Source organism: Flammeovirga pectinis (assembly GCF_003970675.1).
GTDB lineage: Bacteria > Bacteroidota > Bacteroidia > Cytophagales > Flammeovirgaceae > Flammeovirga > Flammeovirga pectinis.
The window spans coordinates 1,975,767-1,991,028 of record NZ_CP034562.1 but is presented as its reverse complement, the minus strand read 5'-3'; the positions used below and the strand labels follow the sequence as shown (position 1 = coordinate 1,991,028).

Here is a 15,262-nt window from a genome sequence, read left to right as displayed (position 1 = left end):
AAAAAGGGCTTAATTTTATAATGAAATTAAGCCCTTTTTGATTTTCTTAGAAGTCTAAGTTCATTTTAATACCTGCTCTCAACCATCTACCAGGTTGTTGAATATTACCAATGTCGTAATATTTGACATCAAAAATATTGCTTCCTTCTCCGTAGAAATACAAATTTTTCCAAGTATAGCTAATTCTAAGATCAACGGTAGTAAAAGGATCATAATCTACTTCTTGCCCGTTACCGTTAGGATCATATGCTGTGAAAGAACCGTTTCTATCTTGATAAACTATTTGCCAATCTGCTTTTAGATTTTTTAGAAATAAGCCATGTGCTATTCCTAAAGTAGCTTTATGGTTTAAGTAATCGAGTACATAATTAGATATATATTCACTAGAACCCTTATCAGCAGTTAAGTACAAATAAGAGAAACGAATGTTTTTTAAGAATACTTCTTTATGAAGCATCTGCGTTAAATCGAACCCTGCATTTAATGTAACTCCTGTAGTGGTTAACTCTGTTAAGTTTTGAGCCTGCCATAAACTATCTGGATGTTCTTTTACCCAATCAATAATATTCGAACCCCAACGTCTAAAAACAGATGCACTTCCGGAAATACCATTTTTATCGTATTTAGTGCCCAATTCTAAAGTTACTGCTCTTTCTTCTTTAAGTGAATCATTACCAACGTTTGTAGGTCCGTCATAATATAGATCTGTATATGTAGGAATACGCATTGCAGTGTTTACAGTAGTAAACAATCTCCAAGATTTTGATAAGGCATAAGATACATCAGCTCCAGGAAAAATGTCAAAGCCTTTTCCATTTTCTTCTAATTCTGTGTTGTAATTAAACATCAAGCCTACAGAGGCCGTAAACTTTCCAAGAATCACATTGTGTTCTAAAAACAAGCTATAATTATATCTTTCTTTTCCATTTGTATAGGCAGTGTTTTCTACACCATCAATTGCAATTGGATTATCTAGAGGAGTACCTAAAACATTACTAATAATACCTTCATATCTAGCATCTAAACCAATAGCTGTTTTTCCAAACTTAGAAGGGATTACAGCATTTACATTAGCACCAGCAGCATCCATTCTATGGTAATTGTGGTTTTGATACCATGAAGCAGGGTTTTCTCTGAATAACTCGAACCTATCATACGTTCTATTCCAATAGATCATTGGCGTAATTTTAATCTTACCATTGTTTGTGAAACGCAAAGAGCCATGGTACAATTGATTTCTTTCGTATTGATTAGGGTAAGCTGGTGTGTAAAAAGAGTTAGCACCAAAACCTTTATCAGAATAACCTGCTGTAAGATCAAATGTACCACCTTCCACATCATAGCTACCATGGTAATAAGCAGTTACATCTTCAAAATCAGTATTATCTGTATATCCATCACTCTTTTTATAGGATGTTGTAATAAGGTGTCTCGTTTTATCTGAAGCTAAATTTACTCTACCTGTATATTTTTGTAGGTTATAATCGCCATACATAGCGTGTGCATAAATATTATTCTGATCTAACGGCTTTGTCTGAATGTTTACAGCACCTGTAAATGCATTTGCTCCAAACACTCTAGAAGCAGGTCCCTCCAAGACTTCAACACCATAAGCAGCTTCCATATCAACAGGAAGGAAAAGGTTAAGGTGCCCAGTTTGAGGATTATTCATATTCACTCCGTTCAGCATAACTAGAGATTGGTCAAAAGAACCTCCACGGATATTAAGATCGCCTTGAACCCCTAAAGGACCTCTTGATCTCATATCAACACCGGCAACATAGCCTAAAACTTGATCTAGACTTTGTACAGGCATTTCATGTAGTTTCTCACTATCAATGTAAGTAACAATTCTAGCTTGTTCAGAATAAAGTTGTGGTACACGACCTGAATTCACAGAAATTTCTTCTAAATAATATTCCGTAATCTTAGCTGTGTCAATTTCTACTTTTGTTTGTCCGAAAATAGAGTGTGTAAGTAAGAGGAGTACAACTGTAATAAATTGTCTCTTTTGTAGTAGATTATTTTTCATAATAAAGATAAGGCATAGAAGTACTAGATCGATTATTATCGATACTGGTAAAACATAAAAAATGGAGAAGTAAATTTGTTGAAAGAAGTTTTGAGAAGTAGTATCTAAGCAGCTGATTATAACAATGATTTTTTGCTAAAAACACTCCAAAGACATCTTCATCTAAAAATTTTGCACCTATTAGTACTTCCAATGGTTCATTTAGGAGATTAAACTCTTCTAAATCATCTTCATCTACGGCATTACCATTAGAATTAAAAGATTGAACCTCATGAACTAATGTAGGTGCACTAAAATGTAAGTCAATATCAAGCATACAGATTTTAATCTCTTTACTAAGAGAATTAAATACCGAATAGGCTTTTCTTGACCATCTTTTAAAGAAAAACATTTTTGTTCAAATTTGATTATACTTCAAAGTAAGCGTATCTAATTATAAATATTAGATAATGCCTATCAATCAGTAACATAAATTAACAATTTAAAGTAAAGACAAAAAATAAGCAGACCTATAACAGATCTGCTTACATTGGTACTTTGTACTTTTACAATTTACTTATAATAATTTTTTAAGCAATTAGATACGAAATTCTTGATAGAAATTCTTGCACCAGGAATGTATTGTATAGTTTCTTTTCCTTCTGAATAACTTGTTTGTACAGTTTGCAATTGAATACTTTTAAATTCTACTCCATCGTTGTGTTGCATTAGGTTCTGAATTTCAGATACCAAGCAATTGATATCACCAAACTCAGGCTTTTCTATAAACATTTCTCTGTTCGTAGAAAGGTGACCTAATTTCTGTGATTCTTCAAGACCAGAATTAGCAATTAACCCAGCAATATGTTGAGTTGCCGATGCTTTTAATTGAGCAAAAGAATTAGAAATTAGCACAGTATGTGACTGAGCTTGTGTTTGCATTCCTAAAAAGGCAAATAATGAAATTAATATTAGGCGTTTCATGATGTAGGTTCGTCAATAGAATTTTGTTTTCTAGTTTCAATACTTCAAAAATAATAAATTAGAATGTTAAATTTACATTGAGTTCTAACTTATTTATATTCTTTTACTTTAATTTAAACAATTAGGTAATCAAGGTCATTAAATAGTTTAAATATAAATTAATTTCAAAAATGATAGTAGTAACAGGCGGCTCAAAAGGTATTGGAAGAGCTATAATTAATAAGTTTGCAGGCATCGGTAAAAACGTTGTTGTTTGTGCTAGAAATTTAGCAGATTTAGAAATTTTAAAAACTGAAGTAGAGGAAGTTTACAATGTAACCGTTCATGTTTTTAAAGCTGATGTTTCTAATAAAGAAGAATGTCTTGGTTTTATTAAATATGTAAATGATTTAGATGAAGACGTTGAGATACTAGTGAATAACGCAGGTGTTTTTGTTCCAGGTTCTATTCATAATGAAGAGGAAGGAGCATTTGAAATGATGATGCAAACCAATATGTATTCTACCTACTATATCACTAGAGGTCTAATAAATAAAATGATTGAAAAGAAAGAAGGATATATCTTTAATATTGCTTCTGTAGCCTCTTTTGTAGCTTATGCAAATGGTGGTTCATATGCTATCTCTAAACATGCTATGTTAGGCTTTTCACGGTCTCTAAGAGAAGAGATGAAGCCATATAACATAAAAGTAACTTCTGTTATGCCTGGAGCTACATACACAAACAGTTGGGCAGGAATAGACCTTCCTGAAGATCGATTTATTAAATCGCAGGATATTGCAGATTTAGTTTTCTCTGCATATAATTTATCAAACAGTGCTGTGGTTGAGGATATAATTGTAAGACCACAATTAGGCGATATTTAGTTTTAAACAATTATGAGTTTAGTTTTATAGCTAAACTCATAATTGTTTAATTTATTCTTTTAATTAGTAATGTGGTTAAGGATGTAGCAGTGCTACTTCTTTACAAACGCGGGTTAAATAAAATTGTATTTATTTAATACCAAAAGGAGTTTCACATTCAACAATAAAGTGCATTCCTAAGGGAGCAATTCTTATTTCTTCTTCTGATTCATCAACTTCAATAAGCCTTTTCATATAAAGATTTTCAATAATTATCTCTATATCTATCCCAGAACAATTAAGAATTTCTAAAGCCCATTGTTCTACCGCTTTAAGTTTTATCCAAACTCTAGACGTTTCATACTCAATAAAAGAATGTTTTTTTAAGTAATGTAGTAATTCAACTTCTTCAAGTGATGCATCACGTAGTATTTTAACTAATGTAAGGTGTTGTTTGCATGGGTTTTGATAAGTAACAGCATTGGCTAGTAAAATAGCCCATCGTTGTTGTTGCTTTTTAAGGCTTTCTAAAGCACTATCAGTAATAAAAGCATGAATTGTTTTTAAAGGGACTTTTCTAACGGAAATATTATTCTCTACCAAGAACTTTCTTGCCATAGTAATTATGGTATGAGAGTTTATCTGTTGCCAGTTATCAAATGATTTTGCAGTAGAATTTCGTTCTGCAACATGTTCTAGAAATTTATAGTTGTCGGCTATACTCATATTTAACCTAGTGCTTATTTGTCTTCTGACATCAACTCATGCCAATCTTCTTCTTTGCGACAAATATAATCACTGATTTTTAATATGGCCATTTCAGGCGTACATAATCCAAAAGGAGATACCCATCTGTTCTGATTATACCTAAAAGTTAGTGGGTGGAAATAGAATTTTTGTTTTTCATCATCCCAAAAAGGCATAATCATCCATTCCGAACCATTTTTTTTACAAGAAAGCCATTTAGAATTGGGATATCTAGAAGCATTACCCATTTCGTCAATAGTATCAAATTCAATATTAGAATTATTTATTACGTCTTTTATTTCTTGAATAATATGGTTTAATCTAGTTTCGACAAGCTGAACTTGACCAAAATAAGCATTTATAAAGTTGGCTATTTCAATAGGATTATTGCTTTTCAATACATCAGTCATCCCATTTTTCAATTTAAAAAGATGAGGCTTAACTAAATACTGATCTTCATCGGGTAAATAGATAACAGTCATTTGATGAAATTGTCCAATTGGGTAGGATATATATATAGGTGCTTCTACAGCTTGAGTATAATCAAACATATTGTGCCATAAACTACTAAAGAAATTTTCTTCTTCTTTTACATAGCCAACAACTACAGCTTTATTATTAATTGCTTTAACTCCCTCTTGTAACTTATGTAAGGTAATTGATCTTTTTGTACTCTTTAAGTCTATTGAATCCCAAAATTTCCATTTGCCTTGCCAATCAAAATATTCAACATTTGGTAATCTTAATTTATAATCGAAGCACGATGGTTGGTCTAATGTATACCCTGGATAGTAATAATTCATGCCATTAGATTGTGCCCATTTCATCTCTATAAGCATAGAAATAAAGCCTAATCCATCATTTTTATACTGCTCATCATAAATAGCCATTAAACTTGAAATGGAATTTTCTCCAACATCAAAATAAGACACAGCAGCAAGTTGATCATCATCCCAAAAACTAATTTGCCAAGTGTTGTAAGGTAAACTATCTAAGTCTTGGTGAGATTCAACGCCAAAGTACTCAATAAGTACTTTATCGTCTTCATTAAAGCGTTTTTTTCTGTATTCTGTGAATAATTTTTTATGGGCTTTTGTTATTTTTAGAGGGCAAATTTCAACTGTAAACTTCTTTTCAGATTGTTTAATTTTTTTACGTTGAGATTTAGTAAACATTTCAGGAGAAAGTGCACAACGAAGAGGGAGAACACCTTGCATTTTCTCTTCAAAGAACATCATTTCGTATGATGCCATATTTTGGGCATGTCTAAAATATCCCTTGGCTAAAAGCTCATCAATTTTTTGTGGTGCTAAATTTTCATCGTTCGGAGAAATTACACCAAAAGCTAAATCATAATACATTGTAAGAATTAAACTGAAAAAACACAGAAAATGTTCCCGCTAAAAAAAAGTAATAAAAAAGGTGATCGTTTAAATCACCTTTTTTATTACATAATTTTGTAATGTATTATTTTCCCCACTCAGATGGAGAAGTACGCCATGATTTTAGAGATTCTAAATCATTTGCTTGTATGTAATCTTTTTCTAATGCTAATTCTAACATTGCATTGTAGTTAGATAAAGTAACAAGTGGAATACCAGCTTCTGTGAAATTATTTACAGATAAATCAAATCCGTAAGTAAAAATCGCTAACATACCCATTACCTCAATACCAGCTTCTTTTAATGCTTCTGCAGCTTTAAGAGAACTTCCGCCAGTAGAAATTAAATCTTCTACCACAACAACTTTAGCTCCTGATTTTAGTTCACCTTCAATCATATTTGTCATTCCATGTCCTTTTGGCTTAGAACGAACATAGGCAAAAGGAATACCTAAAGCATCTGCAATTAATGCTCCTTGAGGAATACCCGCAGTTGCTACACCAACAATTGCTTCTACGCCTTCAAATTGTTCTTGAATTTTTGCGCATAATGCATGTTTGATATACGTTCTTGCTTGAGGGTGTGATAACGACAATCTGTTGTCACAGTAGATTGGAGACTTCCATCCCGATGCCCAAGTAAAAGGATCGTTTGGACGAATTTTGATGGCATTGATTTCCAATAAAAGTGAAGCTACCTTCTTTGCAATTGTATTTTCCATTGTTATTGCTGATGTTGTAAGTATAGTTAAAACAGTAAAATCACTGTTCTATTTATTTTTGCAAAAATAAGACAGAAATTGATAAAATAAATTTCTGATATTTGATTTCTGAAAAAATATTTGTCAATACTTGATATGAGAGAAGGATTCTTACAAATTTTAAAGAAATTTTGGGGGTATGATCAGTTTAGACCGCTACAAGAGGAAATAATTGAAAGTGCTTTTGTGGGTAAAGATACACTCGCTTTGTTGCCAACTGGTGGAGGGAAATCTATTTGTTTCCAAGTTCCGGGTATTGCAAGAAAAGGAGTGTGTATTGTAATCACACCTTTGATTGCTTTAATGAAAGATCAAGTACAACAATTAAATGGAAGAGGAATTCCTGCAAAGGCACTTTATTCTGGATTGAATTTTAGAGAAATAGATATTCTTTTAGAGAATGTTGCTCAAGGCGCAGTGAAATTTCTTTATGTATCTCCTGAAAGAATAAAAACGACAATATTTCAGGAACGACTAAAAAGAATGGCCGTTGGGTTATTAGTTGTTGATGAGGCGCACTGTATTTCTCAATGGGGGTTTGATTTTAGACCTCAATATTTAAAAATTGGTGAGATCAGAGAATTAATTCCGGAAGTACCGTGTATTGCGTTAACAGCTACTGCAACACTTAAAACCCAAGAAGATATAATTGAATACTTGAAGTTTCATAAAAACTATAAGGTTTTTAAAGGAAGTTTTAATCGACCTAATCTATCTTTCTCTGTTTTCCAGGAAGAGGATAGTCAACATAAAATGATGCAAATACTTAAAAATGTAAAAGGTAGTGCAATTGTTTATGTAAGGACGAGGAAAATGGCAATGCAGGTGGCTCAATTATTACAGACTAATGGTATTACTGCTGACTTTTATCATGCTGGGTTACCCACAGACCAAAGAGAAGTAAAACAAACTGCATGGATTAAAAACAATATCCGTGTTATTGTAGCTACTAATGCATTTGGGATGGGTATTGATAAGCCAGATGTTAGATCAGTTATTAATATTGGTTCTCCTGAGAGTATAGAGGCATTCTATCAAGAAGCTGGTAGAGGTGGACGAGATGGTAATAAAGCATATAGTGTTTTATTGGTAAAACCAGATCAGAAAAGAAAAATATTAGAATGGGTTGAAGAACGACATCCTAATGAGAAATTTCTACGTCGAGTTTATTCTTGTTTGGGTAATATGTATCGACTGGCTGTTGGTAGCGGAGAAATGGCTTCTTTTCCATTTTATATTAAACCTTTTATTAAAAAATATGATTTACCTCCTACAGAGACCTATTACGCATTAAGACGACTTGAGGAACAAGAGGTTTTACTTTTTAATGAAAGTGTTTTTCACGACCCGGCCGTTATGATTAAATCATCTTCTGAAGATTTTTATGCTTACTTAATTCGTCATCCTCACTTTGAGCTAATGATGAAAGGGATGCTTAGAATGTATGGAGGAGAAATGTTTAACTCGTTCGTTAAAATTGAGGAGAAAGATATTGCATTTAGCAATGGTATACCTTTAGACAGGGTACATTCCATGTTATCTGAATTAAATAAGCTTGATATTATCAATTACCAACCAAAGAAAGACAAGCCTCAAATAACTTTTATTCTGCCAAGATATTTACCAGAAAAATTACCAATTAATAAAAAATTACTTTCACAGAGAAAAAGTCACGACTATGCAAGAGCGAAAGCAATGATTCATTTTATAGATAACAAAAGTACGTGTAGAAGTATTAGTATTCGTGAGTATTTTGGTGACTATAGCGGAGAAAATTGTGGAGTATGTGATAATTGCTTGTCTAGAAAGAAATTGAATACTTGGAATTTAGAGGTTTTACCGTTCAAAGATCAAATTCTAAATTTATTAAAGAAGGATGAATATTCACTACATGAATTAGAATCAGTTTTAAAACCTGTAGACCTGGAGGGCTTTACGCGGGTTTTGTCTGATTTATTTGAAAGGAAAATGATTAAATGGAATGAGTCGAAAAAGATAATTCTTGCGTAAAAAAAAGCACTCAAATCATTGAGTGCTTCTTATAAAATTTATGAACAACGTGTATAGTTGTATTGACATTAATACTGTTTCTTTAGAACAGCTTTATTTATTTCTTTAACTAAAGCAGGACCTTCGTAAATAAAACCAGTATAAACTTGTACTAATTTTGCTCCTGCCTCAAGTTTTTCAATTGCATCTTCGGCAGTATGAATACCTCCAACACCAATTATATCTAATGTCTTTCCAGATTTTTCGTATAAGTAACGAATAACTTCTGTAGATCTATTTCTGACTGGTACACCACTTAAGCCACCCATTCCAATGCTTTCAACTTTTTCTTTAGGTGTAGATAAACCTTCTCTGCTAATTGTGGTATTTGTTGCAATAACACCATCAATTTTTGTTTCTTGAACAACTTCAATGATATCATCTAGTTGATCATCTGTTAAATCGGGAGCAATTTTTAATAAAATAGGTTTAGGGTTTGCCTTTTCACTATTTAGCTTCTTTAATGTTCCTAATAACTCTTTTAAAGGTTCTTTGTCTTGTAAAGCTCTAAGGTTTGGTGTATTTGGAGAAGAAATATTTACAGTGAAATAATCAACATGATCAAATAAGGCATGGAAACCTTTTTCGTAATCTAATACAGCTTCTTCGTTTGGTGTAACTTTGTTTTTACCAATATTACCACCAACAATTACTTTTGATGTTCTTTTCTTTAAACGTTCTACTGCAGCATCAACACCTTCGTTATTAAACCCCATTCTATTGATTAAGCCTTGATCTGGCGGTAATCTAAAAATTCTAGGTTTGTCGTTACCAGGTTGGCCAACAGGAGTTAGTGTACCAATTTCGATGAATCCGAAGCCAAAGCAAGCAAACTCATCAATCATTTTTGCGTCTTTATCAAATCCAGCTGCTAATCCAACAGGAGAGGGGAATTTAATTCCAAATACTTCTCTTTCTAATTTAGGATCATTTACTTGGTAAATACCTTTAGCTATACTCTTAGCAAGCGGCAAAGAAAAAGCTGTTTTTAAATAATTTACTGCAAAATGATGAATTTTTTCAGGATCAACCTGAAATAAAAACGGCCTAACAACAGATTTGTAGAAACTCATTACACCACACGGTTATAGTTTATCAAAGAATACAAACAACAAATGTCTGTATAAAACGGTGCAAATGTAGTTAGAAATAGTATATAAGTGAAGTTTACTATCTATAATTATCTTGAAAAATAGATTTAAATATCCATTACAGGAATGTACTGAACTATAAAGTGAGTAAAAAGAGAGTCGAAATTTTTACTTAATTAATATAATTTATAGTCATATCTATATGCTTGTGAATGAAACTTTGTTCGTTGATTGCAATTAGCGACATTTGTGCGTTCAAAAAATGAAATAACATGGATAAGGATATTCAATTACCACAAATAGATTTAAATAATTATCAGTACGATTTACCTACTGAAAGAATTGCAAAACATCCGCATTCTCCAAGAGATGAATCTAAATTAATGCTTTATAAAGATGGAAACATCACACATAAAGTTTTTAAAGATATTGTAGGTGAGTTAGATGCTGATTACACACTATTTTTTAATAATACTAAGGTACTACCTGCTCGTTTGTATTTTCAGAAAGAGACGGGAGCAAATATTGAGGTTTTTCTTTTAAACCCAATAAAACCTACTCGTGATATTTCTGCAGCTATGTTAGCCGAAAGTGGAACAGTTTGGGAGTGTGCAATTGGTAATTATAAAAGATGGAAAGATCAATCTTTAGTTTCTGCTGTAAATGTAGAAGGAGAGATTGTCAAGTTAACAGTGTCGCATGATGATAGAACAAAGCGTTTTGTGAAATTTGAATGGGATAACCCTTCTTTAAAATTTGTGGATATTATAAGTGCAGCAGGAAATACCCCTCTACCACCATATATAAAAAGAGCCGCTACAGAAGAAGATAAGGATACCTACCAAACGGTATATTCTAAGAATGAAGGAGCAGTAGCAGCACCAACGGCAGGGTTACACTTCACAAAAGATGTTCTTGCTAAGTTAGAAGCTAAAGGTGTTAAAGAAGAAGAAGTTACTTTACACGTTAGTGCGGGGACTTTCAAACCTATATCTGCAGACATCGTAACAGATCACGAGATGCACAATGAACAAGTGATTGTTACACAAGAAAATATTAAAGCTTTAATTGATGCTAAAAAGGTAGCTTGTGTTGGTACTACATCAATGCGTACTATAGAAAGTACTTATTGGTTTGGTGTTCGTTTAATCCATGAAGGGGATACCGCAACATTTGATATTCATAAATTAGAAGCTTATCAAAAGGTGGCAGAATATGCTTCTCTACCTACTAGACAAGAGTCTTTTAGTGCTGTGTTAGAGTATATGATTAAAAAAGATATTTCTACTTTAAGTGGAGAAACGTCTATATTTATTATGCCGGGCTATCAATTTAGAGTAATTGATGCATTGGTTACTAATTTCCATTTACCATCTACCACTTTAGTACTTTTAATAGCTGCGTTTATTGGCGAAGATTGGAGAACAGTTTATGATCAGGCACTCGATAATGATTATAGATTTTTAAGTTATGGAGATTCGTCTCTATTGTTTAGAAACTAAAAATACATCGAGCCTCTTAGAAGTAAATTTTAAGAGGCTTTTTTATACCAATTACAATGAAATCTACTTTCCCGAATAGAATTGTTTGTTTAACTGATGAAGTGACCGAATGGCTTTATTTATTAGGCGAACACCATAGAATTGTTGGGATTTCGGCATTTGCAGAACGTCCAGCAGAAGCAAAAAAAGAAAACCCGATGGTGTGTGGTTTTACAGGAGCTAACTTTAAAAAGATTTTAGCAACAAAGCCAGATTTAATTATTGGTTTTTCAGACCTTCAAGCTGATATTGCTTCAAGACTTATTAAAGAAGGCATTCCCACATTTATTACAAATCAACGCTCTATTGATGAGATATTATCAACGTTATTGATGATTTCTCGTATTGTGGGAGCGGAGAAAAAAGGAAAAGCATTAATTGCCAAAATGGAACAGGAAATTGAAAGTGCTAAAGAATTTTCAAAAACACTTAAATTTAAACCTAAAGTATATTTTGAGGAATGGGACGAACCTTTGATTTCTGGTATTAAATGGGTTTCAGAACTTATAAAAATAGCTGGAGGAATTGATGTGTTTGAAGACTTATCTGATTCCCAATCTGCAAAAGGTAGAATTATATCATCTTTTGATCAGGTGGTAGATTTAAACCCTGATATAGGTTTGTTTTGTTGGTGTGGTAAGAAGTTTAAAAAAGAGCAACTTCTTAGTAGAAAAAACGTTGATAAAATAAGCTTTTATTCAACAAATGAAATTCATGAAATAGACCCGTTATATATTTTACAGCCTGGTCCTGCAAGTATAATGGAAGGTTTGCCTCATCTTAGAAAAATAATAGAAAATTGGAGTAAAACGTCAATTATTAAGTTGGGTAAGTAGAATTATTATATAAATTAATATCTTTATAGAGAAAACGAGAAAAGATAAATTACATACAATCATGAGTACATTCCCACAGCAAGATTCATCTGATTTAAACGATAAAGATCCCGAACAATTAAGAATACATTCTATCGAAACTTTTGGTACACATGATGGACCAGGTATAAGATTTATTGTATTTGTTCAAGGGTGTCAATTTAGGTGTTTATATTGTCATAACCCTGATACTTTTGATGTGAAAGGCGGGAAATTTATTTCATTAGAAGAAATAGAAAACCGTGTTCTTCGGCAGAAGCCTTACTTTGGAGATGAAGGTGGAATAACGATATCTGGGGGTGAACCATTATTGCATAGAAAAAAATTGATTACTTTATTTAAACGTTTAAAAGAGAAAGGTATAAATACTTGCCTAGATTCTAACGGACGTTTAGTAAATAAAGAAGTTGAGGAGCTATTAGAATATACTGATTTGTTAATGCTTGATGTAAAGCATATAAATGATGAATGGCACCATAAACTGACGACAGTTTCTAATTCTGCAACACTAAAACTTGCAGATTTGAGAGAGAAGCAAGGTAAGAAAATGTGGCTTAGATATGTTTTAGTTCCGGGTTGGTCAGATCAAGAAGAGTATCTTCATGAATTAGGACAACATTTTAAAGACTTTAAAACAATTGAAAAAATAGAAATACAGCCTTACCATAAATTGGGTGTACACAAGTGGGAGGCACTTAACATGCAATATGGTTTAGAAGGGGTGAACCCTCCAACAGCTGAAGAAATAGAAAAAGCTAAGAATATATTTTCTCAGTATTTTAAAGAAGTCCATGTCAATTAATAACTAAGACTTCTCAATATAGGTAGATACAATCGTTTTAATGGATGAGAGTCCTATTTCGGTTGTATCTATTTTTTTTAAAGGAATAAATTCAACTTCAGAAACGTCATCATTAGCTTGTAAAGTAGCAAAGGTTTTAACTTTACATTCGAATGTTAAATCAACTGTATAGTAGTCTATTTCTTTAAAAGTATAGGTGTTAGGAAAACTCCCGAAAAAGTTTAATTCTATTATTTCGAGATTCAACTCTTCCTTGATTTCTCTCACAAGAGCATCTTCAGCCTTTTCATTGATATCAATAAAGCCACCTGGTAGATCAAGAGTACCTTTACAAGGGTCAAATTTTCTTCGTGTTAGGAGTAAGCTACCGTTTTCATCAATTATTAAACCTGCTACAGCACCAGAAGAATTGATGTAAAAATCAAAATTGCAATTTCCACAAACAAAGTGTTTTTTATCAAAAAAAATACTTTTACTTCCACACTGTGGGCAATACTTGAACTTATTAAGAACGTGCATCAGAATAATAATTTAAGTGTTCTTAATAATGCGATACAAAATGTAATACCCATAAAGAATAACCCAAATGTAATCCATCCAGGGTGAGCTAAAATAGTAAAGAGTATTTGCGTATTTTCTCTTTCTCTAAGAATATCTTCTTCTGCCAACTTTAAATTGGGTAATTTACTATCAACAATATGTAATGATAATTTATTAAGAAGTTGACTTTCTATTGCTCCTTCAAGACCATAAATAATTATATTTTTATCGTATTGTCTAGCAATTGTAATATACTTAGAAAGTTCATCCCAATTTAAGACTCTATTATTTTCTTCTTTTGATAAAGGCTTTTTAGCATTAGCAGAACCAATAATTATTTGATTAATACCTGCTTGGTAAGCCTTTATTTGAGCAATTGTATGTGGTGTATCTTCTTGATAATAATTAAATATTGATAATATCTCTTGGTCATTAAGCATATCAAAAGTACCCGATATTTGTTTCCAAGTATCAACATTTACTTCTTTTGCATCTATTTGATAAGGGGAAATAATACTAAATATTTTATATCCAGCTTGAGTAGCGACAGACCTTAGTCTAACATAGTTTAATTCTCCGTTATGCTGTACTGATCCACTTATAAGACGTTTTAAAACTACTTTACTTACAGAAATAGGACCATTGTCTACTATTCTACTATCTGTACTGTAGGGAGAAAGACTTAATGTAAGTGACTGCCATTTCAGGTTGTTTCTTTTACTCCAATTATCAAATTTATTGAATCTATCTAATACCTGTGAACCATTATATGCATTTGGCCAATAATGTTCACCTTTTGGAAGTAATAACCAAGCATGACAGGAAATACCATTCTTTTTGAAAATTTTTAAAGCAGTTATTCTATCTTCACTAAAGTCTGTAATCCCCACATATAATTGAGCATTTAATTCTTTAAGTTTAGAAATTGTGGCAGTATCTTTTGCAATATCAAGGAGTTTAAATCCTTGTACTTCTGTCATGAAGTTTATTTGTATGTCTTTTTCAGCTTGTGCAATATTTGAAAAAATCACAAGCGTTAAAAAAAATAATAATCCTTTACGTAAGTTCATAAGGGGAATAGAATTAATGTTCTGACTAGTAATTTACCTTTTAAATTAAGGTAATTTTCTAATCGTTAAGTCCAATACTTGAGCTTGGCTATTTTTCTCTAATCTATAGTTTTTCCAAAAGAAAGGTCGCATTGCAATTGCAAGTGCCCAAAAAACAGCTCCTTGAACTAGTTGCGCGTCTTTATGTTTGATGTTACTATTTCCATTAGAATCAAGTTGACCTCTTTGAACGGCTCCAGAAATTAGAAACCCAGTACCAATAAATCCAAACCCGCCAAAAAGTACTCTTGGGAAGACTCTAGCAAATTTAATTGTCTCAACCTCTGTTAAAGGAATTTCTGTGCCAGATTTGTACAAAATGAAAGAAGAGTCTTTAAGAGCGTAAACATTATCTTTATAGACTGTTTTTTCTCCTTTCATCTTAAAGATGATTTGCTCTCCTTCATATATTTTTTTTCTATTTCTTCCGTAATTATCAACAGCAATAAATTTTTGTGCAAATAATGGGATAGAAGTTGAAAATAGTAAAAGTATAAAAAGTAATTTTTTCATAATAATATGTCAA

Annotated in this window: 15 protein-coding genes; 5 read left to right on the top strand and 10 right to left on the bottom strand. The window is 32.1% G+C overall.

The annotated features are described in order from the left end of the window. Positions 1–46: 46 nt before the first annotated feature. The 3 genes from EI427_RS07955 to EI427_RS07945 all read right to left on the bottom strand — a co-directional run bounded on the left by EI427_RS07955 (position 47) and on the right by EI427_RS07945 (position 2,995). Positions 47–2,032, bottom strand: a complete 1,986-nt coding sequence (locus EI427_RS07955; RefSeq protein WP_126613406.1) for a TonB-dependent receptor plug domain-containing protein — start codon at positions 2,030–2,032, stop codon at positions 47–49. Beyond that, the gene (locus tag EI427_RS07950; protein WP_126613404.1) at positions 2,022–2,423 is read right to left on the bottom strand and encodes a hypothetical protein; all 402 of its coding nucleotides are present in this window, start codon (positions 2,421–2,423) and stop codon (positions 2,022–2,024) included. The genes EI427_RS07955 and EI427_RS07950 overlap by 11 nt, the downstream gene beginning before the upstream one ends. A 161-nt stretch (positions 2,424–2,584) precedes the next feature. Next, positions 2,585–2,995 (bottom strand): hypothetical protein, encoded by a 411-nt coding sequence (locus EI427_RS07945; protein WP_126613402.1) that lies wholly within the window; start codon positions 2,993–2,995, stop codon positions 2,585–2,587. 170 nt (positions 2,996–3,165) lie between these two features. On the opposite strand from EI427_RS07945, the gene EI427_RS07940 reads away from it, so the two are divergent. Then, positions 3,166–3,861, top strand: a complete 696-nt coding sequence (locus EI427_RS07940) for an SDR family oxidoreductase (protein WP_317125741.1) — start codon at positions 3,166–3,168, stop codon at positions 3,859–3,861. A gap of 129 nt (positions 3,862–3,990) precedes the next feature. Here the strand turns inward: EI427_RS07940 and EI427_RS07935 are convergent, their stop codons facing one another. The 3 genes from EI427_RS07935 to pyrE all read right to left on the bottom strand — a co-directional run bounded on the left by EI427_RS07935 (position 3,991) and on the right by pyrE (position 6,690). Next, positions 3,991–4,566 carry a hypothetical protein gene (locus tag EI427_RS07935; protein WP_126613398.1) on the bottom strand — a complete coding sequence of 192 codons (576 nt, stop codon included), beginning with the start codon at positions 4,564–4,566 and terminating at the stop codon, positions 3,991–3,993. 14 nt (positions 4,567–4,580) lie between these two features. Next, a complete protein-coding gene (locus EI427_RS07930) occupies positions 4,581–5,948 on the bottom strand; it encodes a GNAT family protein (RefSeq protein WP_126613396.1) in 1,368 nt (455 codons plus the stop codon). A gap of 106 nt (positions 5,949–6,054) precedes the next feature. Next, entirely contained in the window at positions 6,055–6,690 is a 636-nt protein-coding gene (pyrE, locus tag EI427_RS07925; RefSeq protein WP_126613394.1) for an orotate phosphoribosyltransferase, read from the bottom strand. A 135-nt stretch (positions 6,691–6,825) separates the two neighbouring features. Between pyrE and EI427_RS07920 the strand changes: the two genes are divergently transcribed. Further along, positions 6,826–8,739 (top strand): RecQ family ATP-dependent DNA helicase, encoded by a 1,914-nt coding sequence (locus EI427_RS07920; RefSeq protein ID WP_126613393.1) that lies wholly within the window; start codon positions 6,826–6,828, stop codon positions 8,737–8,739. A gap of 68 nt (positions 8,740–8,807) precedes the next feature. Here the strand turns inward: EI427_RS07920 and EI427_RS07915 are convergent, their stop codons facing one another. Next, positions 8,808–9,851: a quinone-dependent dihydroorotate dehydrogenase gene (locus tag EI427_RS07915; RefSeq protein ID WP_126613392.1), complete on the bottom strand. Its 1,044-nt coding sequence runs from the start codon at positions 9,849–9,851 to the stop codon at positions 8,808–8,810. Positions 9,852–10,141: 290 nt separating this feature from the next. Here EI427_RS07915 and EI427_RS07910 point away from each other — a divergent pair, with 290 nt between their 5' ends. The 3 genes from EI427_RS07910 to pflA all read left to right on the top strand — a co-directional run bounded on the left by EI427_RS07910 (position 10,142) and on the right by pflA (position 13,087). Further along, positions 10,142–11,371 carry an S-adenosylmethionine:tRNA ribosyltransferase-isomerase gene (locus tag EI427_RS07910; RefSeq protein WP_126613391.1) on the top strand — a complete coding sequence of 410 codons (1,230 nt, stop codon included), beginning with the start codon at positions 10,142–10,144 and terminating at the stop codon, positions 11,369–11,371. A gap of 56 nt (positions 11,372–11,427) precedes the next feature. Further along, positions 11,428–12,246: an ABC transporter substrate-binding protein gene (locus tag EI427_RS07905; protein ID WP_126613390.1), complete on the top strand. Its 819-nt coding sequence runs from the start codon at positions 11,428–11,430 to the stop codon at positions 12,244–12,246. A gap of 61 nt (positions 12,247–12,307) precedes the next feature. Beyond that, positions 12,308–13,087 carry a pyruvate formate-lyase-activating protein gene (gene pflA / locus EI427_RS07900; RefSeq protein ID WP_126613389.1) on the top strand — a complete coding sequence of 260 codons (780 nt, stop codon included), beginning with the start codon at positions 12,308–12,310 and terminating at the stop codon, positions 13,085–13,087. 3 nt (positions 13,088–13,090) lie between these two features. Here the strand turns inward: pflA and EI427_RS07895 are convergent, their stop codons facing one another. From EI427_RS07895 to EI427_RS07885, 3 genes are read right to left on the bottom strand one after another with little or no spacing between them, the layout of a single operon-like run. Continuing rightward, on the bottom strand, positions 13,091–13,606 hold the full coding sequence (locus EI427_RS07895) for an NUDIX hydrolase (protein ID WP_126613388.1): 516 nt from the start codon (positions 13,604–13,606) through the stop codon (positions 13,091–13,093). Beyond that, positions 13,606–14,697: a hypothetical protein gene (locus tag EI427_RS07890; RefSeq protein ID WP_126613387.1), complete on the bottom strand. Its 1,092-nt coding sequence runs from the start codon at positions 14,695–14,697 to the stop codon at positions 13,606–13,608. The genes EI427_RS07895 and EI427_RS07890 overlap by 1 nt, the downstream gene beginning before the upstream one ends. Before the next feature lie 45 nt (positions 14,698–14,742). Next, positions 14,743–15,249: a hypothetical protein gene (locus EI427_RS07885; RefSeq protein ID WP_126613386.1), complete on the bottom strand. Its 507-nt coding sequence runs from the start codon at positions 15,247–15,249 to the stop codon at positions 14,743–14,745. Positions 15,250–15,262: the final 13 nt, after the last annotated feature.